Consider the following 14,133-nt stretch of genomic DNA (forward strand, 5'->3'; position numbering starts at 1 on the left):
CCCGCCCGGCCCCGGATTTCCAGCGGACACAGGCTATTCAGAGGGTGGCGGGCCTCAGCCCTGTGCGGCCTCCAGCGCGGCGTTGAGCGTCTTGCTGGGCCGCATGACCGCGGTTGTCTTCTCGTTGTCCGGCGCGTAGTAGCCGCCGATGTCAACCGCCTCGCCCTGCGCTTCGGCGAGTTCGGCCACGATGGCCTCCTCGCCATCGGCCAGCGCCTTGGCGAGCTTGGCGAAGTGTTCGGCAAGTTCCGCGTCGTCGGTCTGCTCGGCAAGTTCTTGGGCCCAGTACAGGGCGAGATAGAACTGGCTGCCCCGGTTGTCGAGCTCACCGGTCTTGCGTGAGGGGCTCTTGTTGTTGCCCAGCAGCTTGCCGATTGCGTCATCAAGAGTCCTGGCCAGAATCTTGGCCCGGTCATTGCCGATCTTGATGCCCATGTCTTCTAGGCTGGCTCCCAGGGCGAGGAACTCGCCAAGCGAATCCCAGCGCAGGTGATTCTCCTCGACCAGTTGCTTGACGTGCTTGGGCGCTGAGCCTCCGGCGCCGGTTTCATACATCCCGCCGCCGGCCATCAGGGGCACGATGGACAACATCTTGGCGCTGGTGCCCAGCTCCAGGATTGGGAACAGGTCGGTCAGATAGTCACGCAGAATGTTGCCGGTCGCGGCAATGGTGTCCAGCCCGCGAATCAGGCGTTCCAGGGTGTACCGCATGGAACGCACCTGAGACATGATCTGGATGTCCAGACCTTCGGTGTGGTGATCCTTCAGGTACGTCTTGACCTTCTTGATGAGTTCGTTCTCGTGCGGACGGTACGGGTCCAGCCAGAACAGCACCGGCATGCCCGAATTGCGGGCGCGGGTGACGGCCAGTTTGACCCAGTCGCGGATCGGCGCGTCCTTGACCACACACATGCGCCAGATATCGCCGGCCTCGACATCCTGGGTGAGCAGCACCTCGCCGGTGTCAAGGTCGACGATGTTGGCGACGCCGTCCTCGGGAACCTCGAAGGTCTTGTCGTGTGAGCCGTATTCCTCGGCCTGTTGCGCCATCAGGCCGACGTTGGGGACCGTGCCCATCGTTGTCGGATCGAACTGTCCGTTGGTCTTGCAGAAGTTGATGATTTCTTGGTAGATCCGCGAGAACGTGGACTCCGGGTTGACCGCCTTGGTGTCTTTGAGCTTTCCGTCGGCGCCGTACATCTTGCCGCCGGCCCGGATCATCGCCGGCATCGAGGCGTCCACGATGACGTCGCTGGGGGAATGGAAATTGGTGATTCCGCGGGCGGAATCCACCATCGCCAGCTCGGGGCGGTGCTCGTGGCAACGATGCAGGTCGTCGATGATCTCATCGTGCTGGGAGGCCGGCAGGGTCTCGATCTTGCTGTAGAGATCTGACAACCCGTTGTTGACGTTGACACCCAATTCGTCGAACAGCTTCTGGTGCTTGGCGAAGGCGTCCCGGTAGAAGGTCTTGACGGCGTGGCCGAAGACGATGGGATGGCTGACCTTCATCATCGTCGCCTTGACGTGCAGGGAGAACATCACGCCGGTCTTGTAGGCATCCTCGATCTGCTCTTCATAGAACTCGCACAAGGCCTTCTTGCTCATGAACATGCTGTCGATGATGTCGCCGTCATCCAGCGAGACCTCGGGCTTGAGTACCAGCGTCTGGCCGTCCTTGGTCACCAGTTCCATCTTCACCTTGTGCGCGCGGTCCAGCGTTATCGACTTCTCACCGGCATAGAAGTCGCCGTGTCGCATGTGTGCGACGTGGGTACGCGAAGCCATCGACCATTCACCCATGCTGTGCGGGTGCTTGCGGGCGTACTCTTTGACCGCATTGGGCGCCCGACGGTCCGAGTTGCCTTGGCGCAGAACCGGGTTCACCGCACTGCCCAAGCACCTGGCGTAGCGCTCCTTGAGCGCCTTTTCCTCGTCGGTCTTCGGGTCGGCCGGATAGTCCGGAATCGCGTACCCCTTGTCTTGCAGCTCCTTGATCGCGGCCTTGAGCTGGGGCACCGATGCGCTGATGTTGGGCAGCTTGATGATGTTGGTGTCCGGGTCCTGCGTCAGCTCGCCCAGCTCGGCCAGATTGTCCGGGACCCGCTGCTCGTCGGTGAGGTAGTCGGGAAATTCGGCCAGGATGCGTGCGGCCACCGAGATGTCACTGGTCTTGATCTCAATGCCAGCGGGCTCGGCAAAAGCCCGCACTATGGGCAGGAAAGCGTAGGTCGCCAGCAGTGGCGCCTCGTCGGTCAGCGTGTAGATGATGGTCGGCTGCTCGGCGCTCATGTGTATCTCCCGGCGTCACTGTCGGTTCGGTTTCGAGGTTCTCTGCGTTGTAGGTGCGGCTACCAGTATCGCGGATCGGCGTCCTCGGCAGACAGCCCGCTGCGGCTCGGCGGCATACAGCTTGTCGCCTGCACTGATATCTGCGACTTCTCCTCAAGCCTAGTGTGGGCCGCGTTCGGGCCCGGGCGGCATGGGTGGGCAAGGTGGGCAAGGTGGGCCACGCGCCGATCATGGCGGTTCTCGGCGGAGGCGGCAATAGCGGCCGGCAAGGCGTACGTAGGAGCTTTGCTAGTGGGTTATCAGATTTCCGCGCATGCGACGGTCGGATTACTGCTCGAATTGGGTTCAGCACATCATGTGGAAAGTGTGTCGGAGTGAACTATTTTGGGGCTGAATTTGGCCACTAACCAGGTGACTAGTCGGTTTGCCGGAGTGTTCGCAGCTTCACCAGTTGGGCGGTCGTGTCATGAAAGGGAATTTGATCTCGGCGCCAAGCGCGCATTCCAGCCGTCATTTCACGCAGCGGTGGAATAGCCTAAAGGAGGGCTTCGATCTGATGCTGCCCAACGATTTGGCGCGCTTCTGATACCCCGCAGTGGACTCGGGCCCGATCAAGCTGTCAAAGGCCGAGCGGCTCGTCCTGATCGGAACGCCGACTGCTCACCGGTGATTCGTGTCAGGGCAACTCGACCTTCGCGGCCAGCCAGCGGCCGTCGACTTTTTTCATGGTGACTTCGACGCGACTTCGGTCCAGCCTAGGTTCGGGTGCTCGCGCATTACTTACCGACTGATCGACGAACAGCACCACTACAACCGTGTCTGGTGATGTCGACTTGATGGCCGACTCGACGACCACTCCGTGCGCTGATGCCTTGTTCTCCCTCAGTGCCTGCTGCAACGCGGCGCTGGACTTGAGGTACATCTCTTTGAACTCTCCGGTCGACCCGTCGATGGTTTCGCGGAAGTTCTCATCAATATTGGCGCTGTCGATCGTGGTCAAGTTCTCAGTGAACCGCAGCGCTGCGCTGAGCGCCTGTCGGCCAGCAATCTCGGTGTCACGCTGTCCTTTCCATAACCACCCCAACGCCGCGGTGCCGGCGAGAACGGCGGCCGCCGCAAGTGCGGCAGCGACCTTTGTCCATGATCGCGCCCGACGTTGTGGCGTTACGTCATGTCCTGGCTCGAGGGCAGGATCGGGACCATCGCCAGCGGCGGCACAGGCTTGGATGCCGGGATCGAGATCGTCGTGATCCACCTCCAATTCCGTTTCTTGGCTACTTGGTTCGGCAGCACCCGGCGCGCGACCGATCGTATTGCCGCCGTGGTCTCCTCCGCATGTCTCGGGTGAGTCGGAGACCGGATCTCGGGTCGGATCGGGCCCCGGTTGGGCGGCGGCATCTGTCGTAGCTGAAGTGCGCCCCGCCTTGGCCTTGGCGTCAGGACCGACTCGTCGAGGCTTGCGGGTGGTTCCTCCCTCCTGCGGGGAGATGCACCCGTCGTCTTTACCCTCCATAGCCCGACCTCAACACCGGGGCCAGCACATCAATCGGGATGTGGGCCTCAACCGCACCCCCGTCCATCGACCACACCGGCATGCCGGGCTCATAGTTGATCGGGTTGTCGTGCGCGACAGGGTAATCCGGCATATAGAGGATCAATTCGCTTGGCGTCAATGCCCACGCTTTGTACCCGCCCGAGTAAACCTTGTCAGGAGTCCACCGATCGACGGTGAAGGGATAGGTTCCCGGCTGGTGTGGTGGGGCGGCACGATCGAGTGCTGCCGCGACGAACGGTTCAGCCAGCGGCGGAATGACGGCCAAGGGATCCAGTCCCGCCTTCACGATGTCGGTCAGCTGCAGTTGCCGGCCGAGGGCCATGTCAAAGGTGAAGGTCCGGTAGGCGTTGTTGATCTTGGGACCGTCGGCATGGTAATCCTCATGGAACACCACGGATACGGCGCTCTGGTGGCCGAACTGCTGGTAGCTTTCTTCGCCCCAGCTGTCCTGAACCATGTCGGTGCCTTTTTCTCTCCAATTGTTGTAGAGGGTCCGCAGGTAGTCCCGGACCACCGGACCGCTGACGGAGTTGTCTACCAGGTCGCCCGGAATTGCCATCCTGATGTCTCGGTCCGCCTTGCGGACCGAGGTCACGGTGGTATGGCAATAGCGGCCGTCAAAGTCGCCGCCGAGCTCACCGCAGAACGACTGGGCAGACCCCCATGCCGAGGGGGCGGTCGAGACAGCGCAGCCGGCCACCAGCACCCCTGCCGCTAACGCGGCTTTCCACCCAGACATAGCGGGGCCGGTCACGAGAGCTCGACTTTGCTGGCGAGCCAACGCCCGTCGGTCTTCTCCATGGTGATCTTCATCCTGCTCCGGTCGACTCGGGGATCCGGGCGAGCGGCATTGGTTACCGTCTGATCGATCATCAGCAGCACAACGACCCTGCTCTTGGACTTCGACTGGATGGCGGAATCAACCACGACTCCGTGTGCTGTGGCCTTATTGTCGATCAGCAGCTGGCGGAGCTGAACACTCGAGCGCGTATACATATCCTTGAACTCGGCTGTCGCGCCGTCGAGGACTTGGTTGAAGTTTGCATCGACATTGTTGCTGTCGCTACTCGTTAATGTCTGGGCGTATCCAATCGCTGTTTGCTGAGCCCGCTCGGCCGCCACGTTGGCGTGATGCGCCGCAAACAGGTGCCACCCCAGGACGGCGGAAACGCTCAGGGACGCGAGAATCACGGCCAGGATTGCCTGGTTGAACCCGACGCGGACCCGCTTGACGCGCATCCGCGACCACCGGGAACGCCAACGCCGGGGTGCACGTGGGGCATGGGCGTCGGTGTCCGTGCAGTCGACATCGTCAGCGTTACCCGACTCCACATCGGCGCAGGGCCCCGCGGCCGTGCTGGGTGACTCGAGCTCATCAGTGGCGATAGCAGGTTGGCCACGTTCGGTCGTATCCGTCGTATCCGTGAGTTGTGTGATGTTGCTGTTCTCGACGTCGTCTCCGGTGATGGCGACCAAGGCAACGGCTCCTTTCCAACGGCTAGCCTGATCAACCTCTTGCCTGTGGGACAACGAGGCCGTGGCGGGTGGTGAAGATCCGCCACCTGCCAGACGCGCCTAAGGCCGACCTTCGAGTCCGAGATGGCCTCCGCAGCTCGGCCAACGGTTGAGCCGTCGATCGGGCCATCGCGCGCGCTGCACTGAGCGCGCCGAACCTGCTCGGCCCAGTCATGCGCAGCGCCCGCCGGTCCAGCGTGCGCTGCTAGCGGCTGGGGCCGGAGGCGAAGCGGGAAGACGTGCGGCCTGCGTTTGACATGCGGACTGCGGAGTCCATATCGTGTGCCAGGCTAAATGAAAATGATTGTCATTACCAATCGGTTGAGGTGAGTGTACATGGAGGGGCTCGCGAGTGGTCGTACCGAAGCGGCCAAACCGCTGTCGCGCGATGGGGTGCAGCAGCCAGGGTGGTTCGTCGGTCAACGGGTAGACATCCTCCTGGTATTCGGGTTGGGTGCCTTCCTGTCGGCGGTCCTCTTTGCCGCCGGTAGCCACAAGGGGTTGTTCCTGGTCGGCGCGGTCGGCTTTTCCCTGTTGTCCGACCTTCCGCACGTCTTCACCACCTCGGTCCGGATCTGGCTGGATCCGCGGGAGCGGTCGCGCTACCGGGCGCATTACCTGACGAGCCTCGCGGTGATCGGCACACTGGTCGCGATCCTATGGTTCGGGGGATGGCTCATTCCGCTGCTCGCGATTTGGGCGTACTGGCAAGTTTTCCACGTGCTGAAACAGCATTTCGGCATGATCAACATCTACGCCGCAAAGAATGGCTACAAGGGCCCCAGGAAAAAGATCCAGTACGCCCTCTACTCGACGTGTCTGGCGCCCGTAATATTTCGAGCCGCTCACGGGCTGCATTTCTCCGAATATGAAGTCTTCGGCAAGCGACTTCCATTCTCTAATTTGAGCGTTCCAGTGCCCCCGGTGCCCAAGCTCATAGTCATCGCCGGATTTATCGTCGCCGCGGTTTGTTTGGCCCTTGCCGTCATTGAGCAGCTCCAGCTCAAACGCGACGGACAGCGCACCCTGCCAGCGATGGCGGTGGCGACCTTCGTCGTGGCCGCCTTGTCCTACAACCTTTCCTACCTCCTCGTATCAGATCTGTTCGCGCTCATCCTGATCGCCACCACCACGCACAGCCTGCAATATCACCTGATCAACTGGACCAGGAATAACACGCGGTTTGCGCATAGCAAGAACTCCGAAGAGAAGAAGCTTCTGCTGGCACGGCTGTCCACCAGAAAGGCGTTGCCGCTCTACATCGCATTTCTTGCCGGACTCGGCGTGCTTGCCGGGCAACTCGATACCATTATTTTTGCCGTACCACTGACCTTCGTCCTGCATCACTTCTACATGGATGGCGCACTCTGGAAGAGCAAGAAAAATCCCGAGTTGGCATACGACCTGGGAATCATTCGTGCTTGATGAAGAAGTCGGCGCACATCGATGGACCGAGGCGTTAGCGCACCCGCCGGCGCCGACCGTCCGTCCGGTACGCACTAATGCGGAGATCAAGGAATTCATCGGCGTTCCGTGGCAGATCTATCGCGGTGACGACGCGTGGCGGCCCACACTGCGCCGAGTCATGCGCGCCAAGATGGATCCCCGCAAGAACCCGTTGCACTCCGAGGTTCAGATCGCCAACTTCGTCGCCTACCGGCAAGGACGGCCGGTGGGGCGGATATCGGCCTGCATCGATTCCCACTACGTGCAACGCTATGGCGACTACGCGTTCTTCGGATTTTTCGAGAGCGAGCCGGATCAGGCCATCGCATCGACGCTGTTGACCACCGCCGAGAACTGGGCGCGAGGGCGCGGCATGAACGCGATCATCGGCCCATTCAGCTACACGTCACGCGAGGACGTCGGGCTACTCATTTCCGGATATGACACTCCACCAACGATCATGCAGCCGCACAACCCACCGTATTACCCGAGGTTGGTTGAGGCGGCCGGATACTCAAAGAAGTTCGACACCGCCTGTTTTCGCTGGAGCGTGGATGAAAACCAGTCAGTCCAGCAGCGCCTGCTGAGTCGAGCCGATGCGGTACTGGGCGCGCAAGGTGCCAGCGTTCGGCCGGTACGACTGTCGGATTACGAGCAGGAACTTGAACTCTTGCGCAAGCTCTACAACGACTCGTTCGCAAAGCATCCAGAAAACGTGCCGCTAAGCAGGCCCGTGTTTGCCAGCATGGCCGCCGAGATGCGGCCGCTGATCGATCCGAACATCGTCAGGATCGTAGAAGCGAACAACACACCCGTGGGCTTCTTGTTCATGCTGCCCGACGTCAATGAAATCACTGGTCAATCGGGCAGACTCACGCCCTCGGCCCTGCTCCGGATCGCGGCCAAACGAGGCGGTCGAATCCGCGGGGTACGCACTGCCGTCGTGGTACTCATCGGCGCGGTCCAAACCCAGTTCGGCGCGGGCCTAGGCCGGATCCTGGCTGGCGAGATCGTGCGAACGATAACCGGCGCTGGGTACTCCGCTGTCGCCACCACGTGGATGCACGAGGACAACATGTGGTCCAATTCGCTTGCGGCGCAGATGAAGAAGGCGCCCGAGAAGCGTCATCGAGTTTATCAAAAGGAGCTCTGATGGCACCGCGAATTCTGGTCACGGGCGCCACGGGGTATCTCGGCTCGACGATCCTGGAAGCGCTGGTGCGCGCTGGCGAGCGGGCAACCATATTGGTGCAGCCCGGCGATCCGCACGTCATGAGCCCGGAGTTGCGCTCCAACGTCGATGTTGTTCGGGGTGACATCACCGATGCTCAAAGCGTGGACGAGGCGATGCGCGGAATCGCACGCGTTTACCATCTCGCCGGCATCGCATCGCCGAATTCCCGTTTAGCCAACCAGATCTGGCGCACAAACGTGCTCGGCGCATACCATGTTGCGCAGTCGGCGTTGCGGCACGGGGTGCAACGCCTCGTGCACGTGTCCTCCACGGCGGCCATCGGATATCCCCCCAATGGTGTGATCGCGGACGAAGATTTCGACCCGCGAGATTCGGTGCTCGACAACGTCTACTCGGCTACCAAGCGGGCTGGCGAACAGCTGGTGCTCGACTTCGTCGACCGCGGGCTCGATGTCGTGGTGGTGAACCCGGCGGCCGTCTTCGCGCCTGGGTTCGGGCCGCCCCGGTCTTGGCAGGGCCTGCTGGTCGCGGCGCGCAAAGGTCTGTTGCGGGTCGTTCCGCCGGGAGGAACCGCCGTTTGTTCGGCCCGCGACTTCGCGGTCGGTGTCACAGCGGCGATGAACAAGGGTCAACCGGGGCGGCGATACATACTCAGCACCGACAACCTTTCGTACCGGCAGATCGCTGAGCTGCTCGTGCGCGCCGTGGGGCGATCCCACCAGGTACGGGTCGCGCCCATGCGGCCATTCCGCGCTCTCGGGAGGGGAAAACGTATCGCATCCGATTTCTCGAGTCAGGCGCATTTCGATGACCCGTTGGTTCCCGAGAACATCGACCTGATGGCCCGCAAGGTCTACTACGACCCCACTCGGGCGGTGCGTGAGCTGGGCATTCCCAAAGTATCAGTGGCGGAATTGATTACGGAGTTTGTTGGATGAGTACTCAGACGCGGCAGGCGCTGGCCGAGGGGGCCGGCTCCAAGGACGTGCTCGGGATCTCGATGGCACAGGCGCGATCCTTGGTAGCCGACCTCGCTGTAAGACGGCAGTGGATTTACTGGGTCGACCTGACGGTGTGTGTAGCGGTGGGCTACACGGCATTCCTGTTGTGCCCGGCCAGGCAACCCCTTTCGCCCGCCGCTGTGGGCTGCGTGGTGGTCGCTGCGTTGGCGCTATACCGTGCCGTCCTTTTCGTCCACGAGATCGTGCACGCCGGTGCCGAACTACGTTCATTCGCGCTGTACTGGCATGCGGTCTGCGGGATCCCGCTGATGGTTCCGCAATTCACCTACGAGTTTCATCAAGAACATCACGCGTCGCGTACCTACGGCACCGCCGCCGACGGCGAGTATGTGGCCTATGCCACCGAACCGCGCTGGCGGGTGGTCGCCCTACCCTTCACCGCCTTGCTGGGGCCGGTGTTCTTCGTGGTGCGGTTCCTGGTGCTGGCGCCGCTGAGTTGGCTTGTCCCACCATTGCGTCGGTACGTACTGACTCGGGCGTCGGCACTGATGATCGACGCAGACTTCTGCCGCACACTTCCGCCCGGTGGCGTCCCTCGCTCCTGGCTGATCCAGGAATTCGCCTGTTTCGCCTACCTGGTCGGGGTGGCCGTGCTCTTCGGGCTTGGTGTATTCGCGCCGTACCGACTGCTGGAGGCCTACGCGGTCGTGAGCCTGATCCTGTTCGTCAACTGGATTCGGGTGCTCGTTGCTCATCGGTACGAGAGCGAAAACCAGCGGATGACATTCCCCGAGCAAGTGCTCGACTCTATCGACCATCCGTCGCTGCCGGTCCTGGGTGAGCTCTGGGCCCCGTTGGGTCTGCGACTGCACGCTGTTCACCACCTATTCCCCAAGCTGCCCTACCACCAGCTCGCCGAGGCTCGACGACGACTCGCGGAGGCAGTTCCCCGCGACCGCGGCTATTGGGTGACCGAGGACCCATCGGTGGTCAGCTCATTCCGTCGCCTGCTCAGCCGCCGGGCAGAGTCGTCGAAGCCGATCCGGCAACTCACCGATGAGGCTGTGTGATGCTGGCCAAAAACCCACCCCCCATGCGGGAATCCAATGCGGCGACCTACTCGCGACGCCTCCCGATACGACTGGTCGAGGCCCGCGGTACTCGGGTACGTGACAGCAGCGGGCGTTGGTATATCGACTGCCTAGCGGCCGCTGGGGCGATGTCGCTGGGTTGGAACCATCCGGTGGTCAGTGAGGCGGTCATCAAAACCGTTGACTCCGGTGAGCCCTGGCTGTCGTTGGACTTTCATACCCCCGCGAGGGAGCAGTTCGTCGAAGACCTGCTCTCCATCCTGCCGCCGGGATTGGCCGCCGACGGCCGGGTCCACTTGTGTTCGCCCAGCGGTGCCAGCGCTGTCGAGGCGGCTCTCACGCTTGCTGAAATTGCCACCGGTGGACGTGAACATGTTGGCGTGCAGGGAGGTTTCCACGGCTGCACCAGGGCTGCGCGCGCGGCAAGCTCCGGCGGCGGACTTCGGCAACAGCCCGTAGTGATGGCACCGCGGACGACGTTTCTGCCCTTCCCCCAGAACTATCGGTGTCCTTTCGGGGTCGGGGGCGAACGTGGCGTAGACCTGGCAGTGACGGCCGTCGAGCAGCTCGCCGCACCCCACGCCGGCATCAGCGCCCCCGCGTCGATCATCTCCGAATTCGTTCTCGGTGAGGGCGGCGTGCTGCCGGCCCACCCGCGTTGGGCCAAGGCGTTGCGCAACCTGGCAAACCGTTTCGAAGTCCCCCTGATCGCCGATGAGGTACAGGCAGGGATGTTTCGGACCGGACGGGCTTGGGGGTTCGAGCATTGCGACATCGAGCCCGACATGGTCGTGATGTCCAAGGGCCTCGGCTCGGGTGTGCCGATTGCCGTTATCGTGGTTCGCGAAGGCTATGACGTCTGGGAACCCGGTGCGTTTACCGGAACGTTCCGGGGCAACGCGATGGCCTTCGCCGCGGCGAGCGCGGTCATTCGATACGCCCGAGAAGCGGCGTTGGCCGAGCATGTAACCCGGATGGGGGAGTACTTCCGCACCGGACTGCAACGCATTCTCGAAGAGTGCGAGATCGTTGGCGACGTTCGCGACCGCGGGTTGATGCTGGCCGCCGAGATTGTGGACCCGCAGCTGCCGTGGCCGTCGGGTGTGGCACCGGCACCCGAACTGGCTAGGCAGATTCAGCGTGCGAGCCTCAGTAACGGGCTCATCATCGAATCTGGCGGACAGTATGGAAACGTCATCCGATTTCTGCCGCCGTTGACCATCGAGGAAGCCGACATCAGCGCGGCTTTGACTGCCTTCGAAGCTGCCGTCAAGCAGGTAGAACGGCACCGCACCAAGGCAGTTGACCTCCGGGCGGACCAGCGATGAGCCGCGACGTGAGTGACTTCGCTGGCGAATTCGTCTCGGGCAGCGGCACCGGCGCCTACCGCGACGCAATTACGTTGGCTAGCGGCTTGGTTGCGAATGCATTGGAAGCGGCCGACGCGCCCGGCCTGGTGGACGGATACTCGTTGCTAAAGGAGCTGGCGGATAAGCCCAGGCTCGATACCGTTGCCGGTGTCGGCCTGCAGGCGGCTCTGGAGGAGGCCGTCGGCCTCATGGCGGGGCACTCCGCTGTGGTCACCCACCCCGCGTACCTGGCGCACCTGCACTGCCCGCCCACCGTTGCTTCCCTGTCCGCTGAGGTTCTCATCAGCGCGTTCAATCAGTCCCTCGATTCGTTTGACCAAGCTCCCGCAGCCACGGCCATCGAGCAACGAGTTGTCGAACATCTCTGTGCTCGAATCGGATACGGGACAGATGCGGACGGTACCTTCACCAGTGGCGGCACCCAATCCAATCTGCACGCGTTGCTGATGGCACGTGATGTTTTCGCGCAGCGGACGCTGGGCTTGGATGTCGGCACCGCCGGGTTACCGGCGGCGGCGCGCTCATGGCGACTGCTTTGCACTCGGCAGGCGCACTTCTCGGCGCGCCAGGCACTGCGCATCCTCGGCCTTGGCGCCGACGCCGTGATCGAAGTGCCTACCGACGATGCAGGACGTTTGTGCGTCGAGGCATTGGCGGGGTGCATCGCTGAGAGCCAAGCCCGCGGCACACCGGTGTTCGGACTGTTCCTCACCGCGGGAACCACCGACTACGGCGCCATCGATCCGCTCGAGCCCGCGATCAAGATCGCCCGGCAGCACGGTGTCTGGGCGCATGTGGATGCGTGTGTCGGGGGCTGTCTGGCCTTCAGTGCCCAGCACCGACATCTGTTGCGGGGTATCGAGTTAGCCGACTCCGTGGCCGTCGACTTTCACAAGCTGCTGTTTCAGGCGATCAGCTGCAGTGCCCTTCTGGTCCGAGACGCCGAGTCCTTTCGCGTCTCGGCCGGCCACGCCGACTACCTCAATCCCGCCGATGATGTCGAACACGATGTCCTCAATTTGGTGGGCAAGTCTCTGCAGACCACCCGTCGATTCGACGCGCTGAAAATATTCCTCACCTTGCGTGCGCTCGGTGAGCGGCGTATCGGGGCGATGATCGACGCCACCTGCGCCGCCGCGGCAGCCGCAGGCCGGGCCGTATCGGACCACCCCCACCTCGCGCTGTGTGCGCCCGTGGCCGTCAACACGGTAGTGCTGCGGTGGCGCCATCCGGAGCTGACCGAGCAGAAGTGCGACGCGGTCAACAGTGCGATCCGCAGCAGCCTCGCTCGTTGTGGCCTCGCACTCGTTGGTCGATCGCGCGCGGCCGGACACCAGGCGATCAAGCTGACTTTCGTCAATCCGCTTATCACCGCAGACCTGGCCACCGGGGTCATCGCTGACGTGTCCCGCCGGGGCAACGAAATCGCTGGTCTACCCGACGACCTGGCGGCACAGGCATGACCGAACAGCTGTGTCGTATCGAGCGAGTGGCGGCGTCCGATCCGCGTTTTGGATGGGCCAAACAGGTCGAGTACACCGTCTTCGGTCTGGAGAACAACTTCGCGAGCGATGCCGATATCGCCGCTGCGGAAATGGTGCACTACCGAGACTGGGAGCGCTCGTCGGAGATTTTCGTCAGCCTCGACACCGCGGCACCGCACCAGCCCGTGGGAGTTCTCCGCGCGCTGCGCCATGACCCAGAGCTCGGGCTGGACAGCTTCAGCACGCTACGTGACGCGCGCAACTACCCCGTGGACGAACGCACTCGCCGCAATTTTCTCTACCCGCGCTGGAGTGACTTTTTCGACGGCATCGATCCGCGGCGAATCGCAGAACTCGCTACCCAGGGGGTGCTGCGAAGCGCGCGTCGCTCCGGGATGATCGAACAGATCTGGCGAGCGTTTTTCAGCAGTCTCGCCGCCGACGGCGTCGATCTCGTCACGGTGGCGCTGGTCGTGCCGTTGTTCGAGTGGTATCGCCAACTGCTCCCCGATCGCCTGCACCAGATCGGAGAAATTCTGCCGAACTACATCGGCGCCGACAGCGTGCCCGCCGTAGTCGATATCGGCGGGTCATTCATCTCGGATTCCATTCGCGACATGGATGCGGATTCGGCATCACTGCTGGCGCTGACAGTCCAAGCACCACATCCAGCCTCAGCTGTACCAGGACCTTCCGGGGAAGAAGAGAGAGAGCAATGAGATCAATCCACACCGACGAGCACGTTTTCCGCAAAGTCAGTGAGATCGACTGCCCCGTCGAACGGGTATGGCAGACGGTCACCACCCAAGAGGGGATCAATCATGAGATGGGCCCCTACATGAAAATGACCATGCCTAAACAGTTCATCGGCAGATCCATTGCCGACGTGGAACCGGGTACCCGGATCGGCAAGAGCTTCCTTCTACTATTCGGGTTCCTTCCCTTCGGGTTTGACGACATCACCATCACCAGGATTGAACCCGGCCGGATGTTCCGCGAAGAGTCCACGATGACGGGGATGCGGGTGTGGGTACACCACCGCACCCTGGAACCAAAAGGCGACAAAACGGTGGTCAGCGACGAGATCACGCTGGCTCCTCAGGCACCCATGGGCCTTATCCCCGGGTGGGGCAAACTGATGAGCAAGATCTTGTCGGCGTTTTTTACTCACCGTCACCGACGCCTTTGCAAAAGTCTGGCCAAAACCGGTGTAGCGCAATGAG

At 62.4% G+C, this 14,133-nt stretch carries 12 protein-coding genes; 8 read left to right on the forward strand and 4 right to left on the reverse strand.

Annotated features, from left to right (window positions below; translation table 11 throughout):
• Positions 1 to 54 precede the first annotated feature (54 nt).
• The 4 genes from CCUG20998_RS00745 to CCUG20998_RS00760 all read right to left on the reverse strand — a co-directional run bounded on the left by CCUG20998_RS00745 (position 55) and on the right by CCUG20998_RS00760 (position 5,323).
• Positions 55 to 2,292: an NADP-dependent isocitrate dehydrogenase gene (locus CCUG20998_RS00745; protein WP_020731294.1), complete on the reverse strand. Its 2,238-nt coding sequence runs from the start codon at positions 2,290 to 2,292 to the stop codon at positions 55 to 57.
• A gap of 676 nt (positions 2,293 to 2,968) precedes the next feature.
• Positions 2,969 to 3,805 (reverse strand): hypothetical protein, encoded by an 837-nt coding sequence (locus CCUG20998_RS00750; protein ID WP_231389809.1) that lies wholly within the window; start codon positions 3,803 to 3,805, stop codon positions 2,969 to 2,971.
• Positions 3,795 to 4,586 (reverse strand): mannan-binding lectin, encoded by a 792-nt coding sequence (locus CCUG20998_RS00755; RefSeq protein ID WP_036456860.1) that lies wholly within the window; start codon positions 4,584 to 4,586, stop codon positions 3,795 to 3,797. The genes CCUG20998_RS00750 and CCUG20998_RS00755 overlap by 11 nt, the downstream gene beginning before the upstream one ends.
• Before the next feature lie 11 nt (positions 4,587 to 4,597).
• Positions 4,598 to 5,323 (reverse strand): hypothetical protein, encoded by a 726-nt coding sequence (locus tag CCUG20998_RS00760; protein ID WP_103653928.1) that lies wholly within the window; start codon positions 5,321 to 5,323, stop codon positions 4,598 to 4,600.
• Positions 5,324 to 5,698: 375 nt separating this feature from the next.
• Here CCUG20998_RS00760 and CCUG20998_RS00765 point away from each other — a divergent pair, with 375 nt between their 5' ends.
• Genes CCUG20998_RS00765 through CCUG20998_RS00800 form a run of 8 tightly spaced genes read left to right on the forward strand, consistent with a single transcriptional unit; the run spans position 5,699 to position 14,132 of the window.
• A complete protein-coding gene (locus tag CCUG20998_RS00765) occupies positions 5,699 to 6,787 on the forward strand; it encodes a hypothetical protein (RefSeq protein WP_020731299.1) in 1,089 nt (362 codons plus the stop codon).
• Positions 6,780 to 7,961, forward strand: a complete 1,182-nt coding sequence (locus CCUG20998_RS00770) for a GNAT family N-acetyltransferase (protein WP_020731300.1) — start codon at positions 6,780 to 6,782, stop codon at positions 7,959 to 7,961. Before CCUG20998_RS00765 ends, CCUG20998_RS00770 begins: the two co-directional genes overlap by 8 nt.
• Positions 7,961 to 8,941 (forward strand): SDR family oxidoreductase, encoded by a 981-nt coding sequence (locus CCUG20998_RS00775; RefSeq protein WP_020731301.1) that lies wholly within the window; start codon positions 7,961 to 7,963, stop codon positions 8,939 to 8,941. Before CCUG20998_RS00770 ends, CCUG20998_RS00775 begins: the two co-directional genes overlap by 1 nt.
• Positions 8,938 to 10,035: a fatty acid desaturase gene (locus tag CCUG20998_RS00780; protein WP_015353996.1), complete on the forward strand. Its 1,098-nt coding sequence runs from the start codon at positions 8,938 to 8,940 to the stop codon at positions 10,033 to 10,035. Before CCUG20998_RS00775 ends, CCUG20998_RS00780 begins: the two co-directional genes overlap by 4 nt.
• A complete protein-coding gene (locus CCUG20998_RS00785; protein WP_036456862.1) occupies positions 10,035 to 11,384 on the forward strand; it encodes an aminotransferase class III-fold pyridoxal phosphate-dependent enzyme in 1,350 nt (449 codons plus the stop codon). The genes CCUG20998_RS00780 and CCUG20998_RS00785 overlap by 1 nt, the downstream gene beginning before the upstream one ends.
• The gene (locus CCUG20998_RS00790; RefSeq protein WP_036456865.1) at positions 11,381 to 12,889 is read left to right on the forward strand and encodes a pyridoxal phosphate-dependent decarboxylase family protein; all 1,509 of its coding nucleotides are present in this window, start codon (positions 11,381 to 11,383) and stop codon (positions 12,887 to 12,889) included. The genes CCUG20998_RS00785 and CCUG20998_RS00790 overlap by 4 nt, the downstream gene beginning before the upstream one ends.
• Entirely contained in the window at positions 12,886 to 13,629 is a 744-nt protein-coding gene (locus CCUG20998_RS00795; protein WP_011742407.1) for a hypothetical protein, read from the forward strand. Before CCUG20998_RS00790 ends, CCUG20998_RS00795 begins: the two co-directional genes overlap by 4 nt.
• Positions 13,626 to 14,132, forward strand: coding sequence for an SRPBCC family protein (locus CCUG20998_RS00800; RefSeq protein ID WP_012392168.1), 507 nt, complete (start codon positions 13,626 to 13,628; stop codon positions 14,130 to 14,132). Before CCUG20998_RS00795 ends, CCUG20998_RS00800 begins: the two co-directional genes overlap by 4 nt.
• Position 14,133: the final 1 nt, after the last annotated feature.

It is taken from the genome of Mycobacterium marinum, assembly GCF_003391395.1.
Taxonomy (GTDB): domain Bacteria; phylum Actinomycetota; class Actinomycetes; order Mycobacteriales; family Mycobacteriaceae; genus Mycobacterium; species Mycobacterium marinum.

Coding starts and splice junctions, on each gene's coding strand:
- CCUG20998_RS00745 (WP_020731294.1), bottom strand. CDS start 2,292: ATGAGCGCCGAGCAGCCGACCATCATCTACACGCTGACCGACGAGGCG.
- CCUG20998_RS00750 (WP_231389809.1), bottom strand. CDS start 3,805: ATGGAGGGTAAAGACGACGGGTGCATCTCCCCGCAGGAGGGAGGAACC.
- CCUG20998_RS00755 (WP_036456860.1), bottom strand. CDS start 4,586: ATGTCTGGGTGGAAAGCCGCGTTAGCGGCAGGGGTGCTGGTGGCCGGC.
- CCUG20998_RS00765 (WP_020731299.1), top strand. CDS start 5,699: ATGGAGGGGCTCGCGAGTGGTCGTACCGAAGCGGCCAAACCGCTGTCG.
- CCUG20998_RS00775 (WP_020731301.1), top strand. CDS start 7,961: ATGGCACCGCGAATTCTGGTCACGGGCGCCACGGGGTATCTCGGCTCG.
- CCUG20998_RS00780 (WP_015353996.1), top strand. CDS start 8,938: ATGAGTACTCAGACGCGGCAGGCGCTGGCCGAGGGGGCCGGCTCCAAG.
- CCUG20998_RS00785 (WP_036456862.1), top strand. CDS start 10,035: ATGCTGGCCAAAAACCCACCCCCCATGCGGGAATCCAATGCGGCGACC.
- CCUG20998_RS00790 (WP_036456865.1), top strand. CDS start 11,381: ATGAGCCGCGACGTGAGTGACTTCGCTGGCGAATTCGTCTCGGGCAGC.
- CCUG20998_RS00795 (WP_011742407.1), top strand. CDS start 12,886: ATGACCGAACAGCTGTGTCGTATCGAGCGAGTGGCGGCGTCCGATCCG.
- CCUG20998_RS00800 (WP_012392168.1), top strand. CDS start 13,626: ATGAGATCAATCCACACCGACGAGCACGTTTTCCGCAAAGTCAGTGAG.